The organism is Paenarthrobacter sp. YAF11_1 (genome assembly GCF_052113445.1).
Taxonomy (GTDB): domain Bacteria; phylum Actinomycetota; class Actinomycetes; order Actinomycetales; family Micrococcaceae; genus Arthrobacter.
The window spans coordinates 222,382-234,622 of sequence record NZ_JBFRDF010000006.1 but is presented as its reverse complement, the minus strand read 5'-3'; the positions used below and the strand labels follow the sequence as shown (position 1 = coordinate 234,622).

Here is a 12,241-nt window from a genome sequence, read left to right as displayed (position 1 = left end):
CTAGCCGTCCACGTCATGCAGATGGTGGACAACATCGTGGAGGAAGTACTGGGAGAAGGTCAGCACAGTAAACGAGGACCCATTGCTGCGCGTCCCGGTGCGCTGCCAGTCATCCTCGGTGACCCGGGCGAATGACTCGGCGATCTCGTTGCCCTCCGCCTCCAGTTCATCAGCCACGGTTCGGGGATCGGTGGAACCGTACTCCCCATCGATGGCGGCCTGGTCCTGGTCCCAGTTGGCGAACCGGGCATCATCCTCGGTCAGCATCAGGTTCAGGCGTTGGTCGAACAGGCTGAAGACATCGCGTACGTGGCAGGCGTACTCCAGGTTGGACCACGTGTGGTCGTCCGGGCGGACGGCCGCATCTTCACGACGGAGGACAGCCCTCCACCGGGGGAGCATGTTCAAGACCGTGCCCGGCACTGTGGAGGGAGTTACGGTGGCGGGGTCGAAACCGCATTCAGGGCAGGGCCGGGAGAGCACCCAGGTCCAGTCTTTTTCGTCAGGAATGATCGGCATGCCGCCAGTCTAGGCCGATGCATGCCAACCCCGTTGTGGACCGCGAAATATGGTGTCGTTTTCGCATGACGCAGCGACCCGCCGAAGAGTAGAGTTCGTTCCGGGGGGGAGAGCCGGAAAGAGAAAAACATGCTCAAGGATCAGCAGGTTGGTGCCGTCCTACCGGCACAGGACCTAGCCCGGGCCCGCGCGTACTACAGCGAAAAACTCGGACTGGAACCCGAAAATCCGGACGCCGACGACAACCTCCAGTACAGGTGCGGCGATGGAACGGGATTCTTCGTTTACCAGACATCCAATGCCGGGTCCGCGAAGAACACCCAGATGGGCTGGACCGTCGATGACGTCAAGGCCACCGTGCAGGAACTGCGCGGCAAGGGTGTCACGTTTGAGGACTACGACTTCCCTGGATTGAAAACCGAGGACGGCGTTGCCACGATGCCTGACGGCAGCGCTGCGGCGTGGTTCCTGGACAGTGAAGGAAACATCCTCAGCATCAACCAAACCGGCTAGCCCATGCGGTGGCTCATGGCCACGGCATCACAAAGGCCGGAGGTTTATTCCCCCGGCCTTTGCCGTGCCTGGCGGAAAGCCCCTGCGGCTATTCTGCCGCTTCAGCCCATGCCATGCTCGGTCCGAGGGCCTCCACCGGCTGCGACAACGGCACGCCGGAGCCATCCCTGCGGCCGTGCTCGTGCGGGAGGGCCCGAGCCACGCCGGCCGCCGACGACGCCTTGGCGGGGCCATGTCCCGCCCAGGCCAGCAGCAGGGTGTCTTCGCCCTTGAGGAAGCGATGCACCCGGACGCCACCGGTAGCCCGGCCCTTGGCGGGATACTCCTCGAAGGCGGTCACCTTCGCGGTGCCGGGGGCCGTGCCAGGCAAGGCGCCATTGGTACCGGCAATGGTGACGACGACGGCGGCGGGATCGTTGGCGCTTACGGTGCCGAAGTGGATCACATCATCGCCGGCGGCCAGCTTGATGCCGGCCATACCGCCCGCGGTGCGGCCCTGCGGCCGCACGTTGGACGCACTGAACCGGAGCAACTGTGCCTGCCGCGTCACGAAGACGAGATCGACGTCGTCCTCCTGTGCCGGTTCCACAGCGAGGACCGAATCCTTATCCTTCAGTGCGATGATTTCCCAGTCCTCGCGGTTCAACGGGTAGTCCGGTTGGACCCGCTTGACGATGCCCTGAACGGTGCCAATAGCGAGGATGGCATCCAAGGGAACGAACGCCACCAGTGTCTCGCCCTTGACCAACGTGATGAAGTCCTTCGCCGGTACGCCGCCGGCAAGGTTGGGCAGGCCGGACGTCGGGGGGAGGACGGGCATGTCCATGATCTGCAGGCGCAGCATGCGCCCCTGCGATGTCACCGCGCCGATCTCGCCCCGGGCAGTGGTCTTGACCACCGAACGGAAGACATCGTGCTTGGCCCGGGGTCCCGCTTCGGCCAACGGCTCCTGGTTGGACGTCCTGGCGATCTGGCCTGAGACGCTGAGCAGGGCCCAGCAGGGGTCATCAGGAATCTCCAGGGGCAACGCCGCGGCCTTGCCCTTTGGGCCGGGAGTGGAGGCCGCGAGGGCTGCAGCCACGGTGGGGGAGACGGCTTCGGATTCCAGCAACACCGTGCGCCTGGGTGTGCCGTACTTCTCGGAGATGACCCCCAACTCGCCGGAGACAAGGTCGCGGAGCAACTCGTCGGAGGCCAGGATGGCCTCAAGTGCCTCGATTTCGCGGCGGAGCTCGTCCTGTTCCTTTTCCAGTTCGAGCCGGGAGTACTTGGTCAGCTGCCGCAGGCGCAGTTCCAGGATGTAGTTGGCCTGGATCTCGGTGAGGTCATAGATGGACATCAACCGCTCGCGGGCGGCAGAGGCTTCGTCGGAGGAACGGATGATCTGGATGACCTCGTCGATGTCAACGATCGCGATCAGCAAGCCCTCCACCAAGTGGAGGCGGTCCTTCTTCTTGCCCAGGCGGAAGGACGTACGGCGGCGCACCACAGTCAGCCGGTGCTCGACGTACACCTGCAACAACTGCAGGAGCCCCAGCGTCTGCGGCTGCCCGTCCACCAACGTGACGTTGTTGATCCCGAAGGAATCTTCCATGGGTGAGTAGCGGTACAGCTGCTGGAGGACGGCATTGGGGTTGAAGCCGTTCTTGAGCTCGATGACCAAGCGCAAGCCGTGGTTGCGGTCCGTGAGGTCCACGACATCGCTGATGCCGGTCAGCTTCTTGGCGTTGACGGCGTCCTTGATCTTCTCGATCACCTTTTCCGGGCCCACCATGTAAGGCAGTTCAGTGACCACCAGGCCGGTCCGGCGGGCGGACAACTGTTCCACCTCGACCTTGGCGCGGGTCTTGAAGGAACCGCGGCCCGTGGCGTAGGCATCACGGATTCCATCAAGCCCAACGATCCGGCCACCTGTGGGAAGATCGGGACCCGGGATGAACCTCACGATGTCATCCAGCGTGGCACTCGGGTTGGCGATCAGGTGGCGTGCAGCGGCGATGACCTCGACGAGGTTGTGTGGAGGCATGTTCGTTGCCATGCCCACCGCGATGCCCGTGGTGCCATTGACCAGCAGGTTGGGGAAGGCTGCAGGGAGGACATCCGGCTGGGTCAGTTGGTTGTCGTAATTGGGGACGAAGTCCACTACGTCTTCGTCAAGGTGGTCCGTCATGGTCAGCGCGGCCGCTGCCAGCCGTGCCTCGGTGTACCGCGGTGCTGCCGGTCCGTCGTCGAGCGATCCGAAGTTGCCGTGGCCATCGATCAACGGCAGGCGGAGGGAAAAGTCCTGCGCCATGCGCACCATGGCGTCATAAATCGCGGTGTCGCCGTGGGGGTGGAGCTTGCCCATGACTTCGCCCACCACGCGGGCGCTCTTAACGTGTCCGCGATCCGGGCGGAGGCCCATGTCGGACATCATGTACAGGATGCGCCGTTGAACGGGCTTCAGTCCGTCGCGGGCGTCCGGGAGCGCACGCGAATAAATCACTGAGTAGGCGTACTCCAGGAAGGAGCCCTCCATCTCCGAAGTGACGTCGATGTCCACGATGTTCTCGGTGAAATCGCCGAGGGGTTCGGCTGTCCGTGCTGATTTTTGGCTGCGGGCCATGGGGTCGGTGAATCCTTGAAGTTGTACTGCGGATGTTTTAGCTAGGCTAAGCCTATGGTGGATCAGCCCGGCGTCGGCATTTATCCGGAATATTGGGAGGCTGATGTCGTCCTGCGCGACGGCGGAACCGCCCACCTTCGCCCTATCCGGCCCGAGGATGCCGATGCCCTCCAGGCCTTCCATGCGGGCCAATCGCAGGCGTCGATCTACATGCGGTTCTTTTCCTTCAAGCCCCGGCTCTCGGGCAAGGAAGTGCGGCGGTTCACCGAAGTGGACCACATCAACCGGGTGGCCTTCGTGATCACCATCGGCGGCGAGATCATGGGCATCGGCCGCTACGACCGCCTGGATGACCCTGACGAAGCCGAAGTGGCGTTCAATATCTCCGACGCCCATCAGGGCCGCGGGATCGGCTCGATCCTCCTGGAGCACCTGGCCGTTGCTGCCCGCGAGAACGGCATCCGGCGTTTCACCGCCGAAGTCCTGCCGGACAACAGGAAAATGTTGATGGTCTTTGCCGACGCCGGCTACGACCTCACCCGCCAATTCGACGACGGCGTCGTGAGTGTTGAATTCAACATCGATCCCACGGAGAAGTCGCGGGCCGTCATGGAATCCCGTGAGCACCGCGCCGAGGCCCGCAGCGTGCGCGACTTGTTGTCGCCGTCGTCGGTGGCTGTCATCGGTGCCAGCCGTAAATGGGGGACCGTTGGCTACCAATTGCTCGAACACATCATTGAAGGCGGGTTCAAGGGCCCGGTCTACGCCGTAAATCCGGAAGCTTTCGAACTTGCCGGCATGGTTTCGTTCGGGAAGCTGTCCGAAATACCGGGACCTGTGCAGTTGGCCATCATCGCTGTTCCGTACGAGGAAGTTCCGAAGGTGGTGGACGACTGCGCTGCTGCCGGCGTCAAGGGCATCGTGGTGGCAACTGCAGGCTTTGCCGATGACGGTGAGCAGGGCCTGGCGCGGCAGCACGAACTGGTGCGACGGGCCCGGGCCAACGGGATGCGGGTGATCGGCCCGGAGTCCCTCGGAATACTGAACACCCACCCGGCCGTATCCCTCAACGCCTCCATGGCACCCACCATGCCGCCGCGGGGAAGTTTGGGCCTGTTCAGCCAATCTGCTGCTGTGGGTGTTGCTGTTTATGCAGCCGCCAGCCGTCGCAGGCTCGGGTTGTCCTCCTTCCTCTCGGCGGGAAACCGTGCCGACGTTTCCGGCAACGATGCCATGCAGTATTGGGAGGACGACGCCGACACTTCCGCAGTGGGCCTGTATCTGGAATCCATCGGCAATCCCCGTAAGTTTTCCCGCTTGGCCCGCCGGTTGTCGCGGAGCAAACCGGTGATCGTCGCCAAGTCCGACGTGACGGGCCTGAGCCTGCCGCCCGGACACGAAGTGCGGACCACCCAAGCCCCGGCTGCAGCAGTGGACGCCATGATGCGCCAGGCCGGAGTCATCCGCGTGGAAACCATTGAGCAGCTCATGGACATCGCCCAGATTGTGTCCTCCCAGGCGCTGCCCCAGGGCCCCGGCGTTGCCGTCTATTCCAATTCGGTGGCCTTGGGCAAAGTGGTTTCCGACAGTGCTGGTCCGCTCGGCCTGGAGGTGAACCGGCTGGTCACGGACGTTGACCTCGACGCCGGTATGTCGCTTGCGCTCCCGGCACTTCGGGCCAGCCTCATGGAAAGTTTGGCCGACCCCTCCGTCCACGCCGTGATTGCCGCGCTTCTTCCTGCGAGGGGACTCACCGTAGAGGCGCTGGCCGGTGTCCTGGCAGAATGCGCTGCGGAGGCAGGGAAGCCCGTTGTTGCCGCGTTTACCGGAATCCTGGACCCGTCCGTCCACGTGGAGGGGATGGTGGGTTCCGCCGGGAAACCCGTGCTCCCGTGCTATTCCAATGCGGGCGCCGCCGTGGCTGCCCTCGCGGCCATCGTTGGCTACGCGCAGTGGCGCGACAGGGACCAGGGCTTGTTCGTTGAACCGGATGGCTGCGACGTGGAAGGAACCCGGGAAACATTGACGGCGATGCTGGCCGGTGTCACCGGCGAAAAAATCAGGAAGCTCGACGCCGGTGCTGCCGCGGCGCTGCTTGCCGGCTACGGCATCGCTGTGGTGCCCACGTTGGGATTCGGTACGCCGGACGAAGCCGTGCAGGCGGCTGAGACGGTGGGTTGGCCTGTGGTCCTGAAGACCACAGACCCAGCCCTCCGGCACCGGCTGGACCTTGGCGGCGTACGGTTGGACATCCAGGACGCGGAATCGCTGCGCCTCAATGTTGCACAGATGCGGCGGGCTTTGGAACCGTACGGATCGCCGTCCCTTGAGGTCCAGGCCATGGCTCCTGTGGGACAGGCCTGTACGTTCCGGGCCATTGAGGATCCGTTGCTGGGGCCCGTGCTCTCCTTTGGATTGGCCGGCGATGCCGTGAACCTGCTGGACGACTGGGCCCACCGGGTACCGCCGCTCTCAGCTGCGGACTTGCACGACGTCATCCGCTCCCCGCGGGCCTCCAGGAAACTCTTCGGTTACCAGGGGCTGCCTGCGGTGGATGTGGCTGCCTTGGAGGACATAGCTGCCAGGCTTGCCAGGCTGAAGGACGACCACCCGGGAATTGCGCTGGTGGAATTCAACCCCGTCCTGGCCGGCCCCTCAGGAGCCACGATCCTGGGTGCCGACGTCTGGATTGGCAACGCCGCACAGCGAACTGACAGCGCGCGGCGTGCAATGCGAAGTTAGCCACAGGGCGGGACGCACGGTTAGGAAGTCACCAAGCGATCTGTGAAAATGGGGGAATGAGCACCCAGTCTCCGACGCCTCAATCACGCCCGTCCAACACCGGGCACCACACCGCGCATAACCACAGCTCGCAGGGGCAGAGCCTGGACCAGGCGCTGCAGCAGGCGGGGTTTTATCCACGGCTGGTTGCCGACGTCGTCGATGACGCCTTGGACGGCCGGGAGTGCCTTTCCCATTTGGTGCATTTGGAGACGCACTTCGACCGCGCCGAGGTCCGCAGGCACATCACTGTACTGGTGCTCACCGAAGACATGCTGGTGATTACCCATGTTGACGACCAGCAGCTTGATGAAGCCGGCGAGCAAATTGTTGCGCAGATCTCCACGGAATCCGTCCCAGTGGCCCAAATCCGCTCTGTGGTCCTCAGCTACATGTACTCCCAGCCCCAGGACTACAAGCCCTCCGATCCTGTACGGGAGCTCACTGTCTCCATTGCCTGGTCCGGAGGCCAGCGTTTAGACATGGGGCCGGCGAGTTGCGGAGACCCCCAGTGCGAGGCAGACCACGGGTACAGCGGAACCATTGCCCAGGAAGATATTGTGCTGCGCATCAGCGCCGAAGCCGATGGTCTGCAGGCCGTCCAGGACGCCAAGCTCTTTGCCCGCGCCCTGCGTGCCGTTAACACAGGAAATCCGGCTCCCGTCCAGCACACGGCCATCCCGGCTCCACGGCCACGTTCGGGTGTCTTCAGCAACCGTCTGAGCCGCGGACACCAGCGTTGAGGGAAGCCGCACAGACCTCGTCACCGGTGACCCACGACACAGCCGATCTTCCCTCCGCCCCGCTGTTCGGGAGCAAATCGATCGCGGAAGTCTTCACGAGTTCTGCAGCAGCTCTCGGAGTGCCCGGGTTCGCCAACCACCTACAGGTACCGGCATCCCAACGAGTCTGCGTTGTCCTCGCAGATGGCTTGGGCCGCAACCTGCTCAAACAGAAGGCCTCCCACACGCCTTTCCTCCGCTCCGTTCTGGCCGAAGGGCAGGGCAACGTCCCGCAGTGGATCGACTCAGCATTTCCCAGCACCACGGCAGCCTCCCTGGCGAGCCTGGGCACCGGCTTGCCCGCCGGACAACATGGCATGGTGGGATACGACGTCCTGGATCCTGCGCAGGACAAGGTAGTGAACCTCCTGGGCAACTGGGATTCACAAGTGGATCCGGTGGAATGGCAGCCCCACGCCACCGTCTTTGAACGCCTGGCCCCGGAACTGGATGTGGTGACAGTGAGCCTGCCGCAATTCGGTAATTCGCCCATGACGCAGGCCGCCCTGCGGGGAAGCCGGTTTGTTGGCGGCACCACGCTGCATGCACGGACGGCCGCGGCGGCGGAGGCCATGTCCGGTGGCGGACGTTCCCTGATGTACTTCTACCTCAATGAGCTGGATAAAGCGGGCCACCGCTATGGCTGCCAGTCGGACCGTTGGGAGCATCAACTCGAAGAACTGGATTCCGCGGTCAAACGGCTCTCCTCGACGCTCCCGGCAGGTACCACCATCCTGTTGACCGGTGACCACGGCATGGTGGACGTTCCGGAGTCCCAGAGGCTCGACTACTCCGCGGATGAATCTTTGGTGGCAGGAGTAAGGCACACTGCCGGGGAGCCGCGCATGGTCCACCTGTACCTTGAGCCGGACGCCACAGTTGAGCATCGCGATGCCCTGCTTGCAGCCTGGCGGAATCGTTTCGGTGAGCGGATCTGGGCTTTCACGCGGAACCAGGCCGTGGACGCCGGATTGTTCGGTGCTGTCCGACCGGAGGTTGCACCGCGCATCGGCGATGTCATGATTGCAGCCCGCGACACCCTGGCACTGTATGACACCCGCCGTGCCCGCCCCGCTTCCCTGGAGGTGGTGGGCCAGCACGGATCGCTGACCAAAGCCGAGCGTGAAGTTCCCCTGGTATGTTTCGCTGCTGCCGGCAAGAAGGGTAAACGTGGCTGAACTGGTCTTCTTCTCCGGCACCATGGACTGCGGCAAGTCCACCCTGGCCCTCCAGATGGACCACAACCACCGCGCGAGGGGCCGCGGAGGTGTTCGCTTTAGCTGCAACGACCGCGCCGGGTACTCCACCATCTCCAGCAGGTTGGGACTCCACATCGACGCCGTGGAGGTTGAGGGCAGCACTGACTTCTGGGACGAAGTGGTGGTCCGCCGCACCAGCGGACTTCGCGTGGACTACCTTATTTGCGATGAAGCGCAGTTCTATACACCCGCCCAAGTGGAGCAGTTGGCGCGCGTGGTGGATGAGATGGAGGTGGACGTCTTCGCCTTTGGCATCACGTCGGACTTCCGCACCAGGCTGTTCCCTGGCTCGCAGCGCCTCATTGAGCTGGCCGATAAGGTCCAGGTGCTGCAAGTGGAAGCTTTGTGTTGGTGTGGGCGCCGGGCAACCCAGAATGCCCGGACGGTGAACGGCATCATGGTGGTGGAAGGCGAACAAGTGATGGTGGGTGACGTAGCACCCTCCACCGGAGGCGACAAGGCTGTGGTGGGCTACGAGACATTGTGCCGCCGCCACTACATGCGGCGGGTCACAGCGCATGGTGCCAACCTGATGGCAGGGGCGGACCAGCCGCTCCCTTTCGACATTGACGCCTGCCTCTGGCCGGGCGCCGGGGGGCTCCGCCTCAGCTAGGTCGTGGAACTAGTCTCCGCGGGCTCCAAAGACGATTTCATCCCAGCTGGGAATACTGGACCGCTTTGGCCGTGACGGCTGGCGCTCGGCAGGGGCATCGGCGTCCTTGCGGACCCCGGAGTCCTCGGGGTTCTTGGCATCATCGGCAGGCGTTTCGCTGCCCCGGGGATCTTCAGGAGATTCCTCGCGTGGAGAGTCCTCTGCCTTTCGAGGAGCGCTGCTGCCACCAAGGAGCTCGTCAAGACCGGCGGGTTTGCGCCCTGTGAGGGAAGTGACGGGGCGCAGCGGGCTGGCTACCACCGTGATTTCCCGTGTTTCCGTGCTGACGCCCTGGTGAAGCTTCAGCGAATCGTCATCATCTTCATCGTGGGGCTCGAAGTGCCGCGGTGCCAGGCTCAGCCGCGACAGCATGGAGGGGCGTCCGTCCTTGCGTGCGGGTTCCTCCGCGACCACCGTGGCCGGTTCGGGCTCTGCAGCGGCGGTTTCTTCGAGGTCCTCGTGCTCGCTCCCGGACCGTGGGTGGGCGGCGGGAACGTTGCTCAGCAGCACCGCCAAGGCGTCGTCTCCGTCTTCGTCCACGCCCAAGCGTTGCCCCCGACGCGAACGGAGCATTTCCAGCAGGCTGTCCGACTCCTTGGCAGATGCACGGGCGGCTGTCTCAGCATCGGTTTCGAAATCGAAGGGCCGGTCCGAGACGGCAGCAAGCCTGCGTGCCGGGACAGGTCCATCCAGTGGCTCCAGTTCGCTGAGTTGCTGGGCCCAGCGGTTGGCGTTCTGAAGGGACTTGCGCTGTGGGCTGAAGGTCCACATGGCGGGAGGTTCCTCGCCGATGCTGCCGTGGGTGCCCGGTACCGTTTCGAAGCGTGCGACGACGGTCCAAGAACCGTCTGTACGGCGCCACGAGTCCCATTCCGCTGTGGCGGAATCGATGCCGTGGGCAGCGAGCCTGTGGTCTACCATTTCACCCAGCGTGGCCGGGTTGTCGCCGAAAGCTGATCGGTAGGCGTCGTGGCCGGGAGCGGGTGCAGCGACCTCGATGTTGCGTGCTTGCCTGACGACGTACTCACGCTCAGCGAGGACGGGTCCTTCGTAGCGTTGGACGTTGGCGAGGGGCAGTCCGGACAGCTCGGCCACTTCGGCCGCGGTTGCTCCACTGCGGATCCTTGACTGGATGTCGCGCGGGGACATGGCAATGGCTGTGTTGGCGGCGCGGGCCGCCACTTGGGCAGGGGTCCGGCTCGCCGCTGCCCTCAAGGCTTCGTCGATCGGAAGCTGGAACATCGCACCGCCGGGGCCGCTCAAAAGCAGATGCCCGCCGTCGTCGTGGACGCCTACCAGTCGTAGATCCTGCATAACACCCTCCACCACATGGCATAACTGACATTCGAAACTCTGCCACCCGCCGGGGTCTTTTCCTACTAGGAGCGAGGGCGTGCCGTGATATTCCGGTGAAACAGGCCTGGTGATGAGTTTTCCCGGTGCTCATTGGCAACGACGGGGGCTATGGACTTTAGCGGGCCGGGAGAGGACAATCTGGCCGATATCGGGCACAAATCCGAGGCGTGCGGCGTTGCACCCTCACACCGGCGGCGATGGCCGCCGGACCGGCGAGAATCCACTGCAGGTATGGAGGAGGACTAGGAAGGACCATGGCCACCGATTACGATGCCCCTCGAAAGACCGAGGAAGACGTCAGCGAGGACTCCCTGGAAGAGCTCAAGACGCACCAGTCGGGGAAGCAATCTTCCGCCGTGGACGTCGATGAGTCGGACCTTGCCGACGGCTTTGAGTTGCCGGGTGCTGATCTGTCAGGTGAAGAACTCCTGATTCAGGTCATGCCACCCCAACCGGACGAGTTCACCTGTTCCAACTGCTTCCTGGTGAAGCACAGGTCCCAGATCGCCGCAGAGCGTGGCGGACACTTGTACTGCAGGGAGTGCGAAAGCTAGGTGCGTCAGTCTGCAGGGTGTTCCTGCAGAACGTTGTCAGTCCCGCGGGGCGGTGAGCGCCGACACCAGCTCGTCAGGCCTGCGGGAAGAGGCAAGCCAGTACGGAGTCCGGTCCGCGGGGTCCGTGATGTCAATCTTGACCACGGGGTCGATCCAGCCACGGAAGCACATGTAGGCAAGTCCGTTGAGCCGGGGGCCCCGCTCGGCGGTGGCTTCGGCTTTGGTGAAGGCCTGGACGGATCCCACGAACTTCCGGTCGATGCTCGCCCGGCCAACCCGGACGGTGGTGGGGGTAACCGTAATGGTGGGTGTTGAGAGCACCAACATGATGGTCATGATGGCAAGCAGGACCAGGGCGGCGATGATGCCCGTTGCTGCGCTGATGGGGCCGAACATCAGGATGCCGGCGCCGGACAGGCCAACCACCACAACCCAGATCCACACTGACGGCCACAGTTTCTCGGAGTAGAGGATCTCTGATGACGACGGGGTGTTCCGGGCAGGCACGGGGGAGGACTGGTCAGGCGTAGGCATGCCTCCAGCTTATCGGGCGATGCGGCGCCGCTGCGTCCACCGTCAGGTGACGGCGGCCGGCACGCCGGGTGCGCGGGTTCCTGCTCCCAGTAGAATGGACCACTGTGAGCAATGAGACCGCAGTATTCAGTACAGACACCGCCCCCGGAACCGGCAACGGCAGTGAAACCCCCGCGGCCTACGGAGCCTCCACCCTCGAAGTGCAGCTGAAAATGCTCGACGCCGGGTTGGAAGCGCCGTCGTACGCGCACCCGGGAGACGCCGGAGCCGACCTCCGGGCACGCGAGGACGTTCATCTCGCCCCCGGCGAGCGGAAACTTGTTCCCACGGGCGTTTCGATCGCGTTGCCGAATGGATTCGTGGCTCTGATCCACCCGCGTTCGGGACTGGCCACCAAGCACGGGCTGACCGTCGTCAACGCTCCAGGCACTGTGGATGCAGGCTACCGGGGTGAGATCGCAGTGACGCTCCTGAACACCGACCAAAACCACGCCATTGACCTCAAGCGCGGCGATAGAATTGCACAAATGGTGATTCAGCGCGTTGAGTACGCGCGGTTCGTGGCCGTTGACCAGCTGTCCGATTCCGTTCGTGGAACCGGCGGGTTCGGTTCCACGGGCGGCTTCAACGCACCGAAGGCCTAAGCAAACCACTGGACCTCCCTACGTCGGGGCATCGCCTTGGCG

At 64.0% G+C, this 12,241-nt stretch carries 11 protein-coding genes; 7 read left to right on the top strand and 4 right to left on the bottom strand.

The features are described 5' to 3' along the window. Positions 1–519 carry a DinB family protein gene (locus AB4Y77_RS12165; protein WP_442014123.1) on the bottom strand — a complete coding sequence of 173 codons (519 nt, stop codon included), beginning with the start codon at positions 517–519 and terminating at the stop codon, positions 1–3. Between the two features lie 129 nt (positions 520–648). Between AB4Y77_RS12165 and AB4Y77_RS12160 the strand changes: the two genes are divergently transcribed. Beyond that, positions 649–1,032 carry a VOC family protein gene (locus AB4Y77_RS12160; RefSeq protein ID WP_442014122.1) on the top strand — a complete coding sequence of 128 codons (384 nt, stop codon included), beginning with the start codon at positions 649–651 and terminating at the stop codon, positions 1,030–1,032. A gap of 88 nt (positions 1,033–1,120) precedes the next feature. Here AB4Y77_RS12160 and AB4Y77_RS12155 read toward each other — a convergent pair whose 3' ends face one another. Further along, entirely contained in the window at positions 1,121–3,637 is a 2,517-nt protein-coding gene (locus AB4Y77_RS12155) for a DNA gyrase/topoisomerase IV subunit A (RefSeq protein WP_442014121.1), read from the bottom strand. A gap of 54 nt (positions 3,638–3,691) precedes the next feature. Between AB4Y77_RS12155 and AB4Y77_RS12150 the strand changes: the two genes are divergently transcribed. Genes AB4Y77_RS12150 through AB4Y77_RS12135 form a run of 4 tightly spaced genes read left to right on the top strand, consistent with a single transcriptional unit; the run spans position 3,692 to position 9,072 of the window. Beyond that, positions 3,692–6,379 carry a bifunctional acetate--CoA ligase family protein/GNAT family N-acetyltransferase gene (locus AB4Y77_RS12150; RefSeq protein WP_442014120.1) on the top strand — a complete coding sequence of 896 codons (2,688 nt, stop codon included), beginning with the start codon at positions 3,692–3,694 and terminating at the stop codon, positions 6,377–6,379. 56 nt (positions 6,380–6,435) lie between these two features. After that, complete coding sequence (locus AB4Y77_RS12145; RefSeq protein WP_311214782.1) at positions 6,436–7,161, top strand: DUF5998 family protein; 726 nt, start codon at positions 6,436–6,438, stop codon at positions 7,159–7,161. A 26-nt stretch (positions 7,162–7,187) separates the two neighbouring features. Continuing rightward, complete coding sequence (locus AB4Y77_RS12140) at positions 7,188–8,378, top strand: alkaline phosphatase family protein (protein ID WP_311214783.1); 1,191 nt, start codon at positions 7,188–7,190, stop codon at positions 8,376–8,378. Further along, a complete protein-coding gene (locus AB4Y77_RS12135) occupies positions 8,371–9,072 on the top strand; it encodes a thymidine kinase (RefSeq protein WP_311214784.1) in 702 nt (233 codons plus the stop codon). The genes AB4Y77_RS12140 and AB4Y77_RS12135 overlap by 8 nt, the downstream gene beginning before the upstream one ends. A 9-nt stretch (positions 9,073–9,081) precedes the next feature. On the opposite strand, the gene sepH is transcribed toward AB4Y77_RS12135, so the two are convergent. Beyond that, positions 9,082–10,425: a septation protein SepH gene (sepH, locus tag AB4Y77_RS12130; protein WP_311214785.1), complete on the bottom strand. Its 1,344-nt coding sequence runs from the start codon at positions 10,423–10,425 to the stop codon at positions 9,082–9,084. 296 nt (positions 10,426–10,721) lie between these two features. Between sepH and AB4Y77_RS12125 the strand changes: the two genes are divergently transcribed. Further along, the gene (locus tag AB4Y77_RS12125; protein ID WP_311214786.1) at positions 10,722–11,021 is read left to right on the top strand and encodes a DUF4193 domain-containing protein; all 300 of its coding nucleotides are present in this window, start codon (positions 10,722–10,724) and stop codon (positions 11,019–11,021) included. Between the two features lie 36 nt (positions 11,022–11,057). Here the strand turns inward: AB4Y77_RS12125 and AB4Y77_RS12120 are convergent, their stop codons facing one another. Continuing rightward, a complete protein-coding gene (locus AB4Y77_RS12120; RefSeq protein WP_311214787.1) occupies positions 11,058–11,555 on the bottom strand; it encodes a DUF3093 domain-containing protein in 498 nt (165 codons plus the stop codon). A gap of 104 nt (positions 11,556–11,659) precedes the next feature. On the opposite strand from AB4Y77_RS12120, the gene dut reads away from it, so the two are divergent. Then, on the top strand, positions 11,660–12,199 hold the full coding sequence (gene dut / locus AB4Y77_RS12115; RefSeq protein WP_442014119.1) for a dUTP diphosphatase: 540 nt from the start codon (positions 11,660–11,662) through the stop codon (positions 12,197–12,199). The last annotated feature ends 42 nt before the right edge of the window (positions 12,200–12,241 follow it).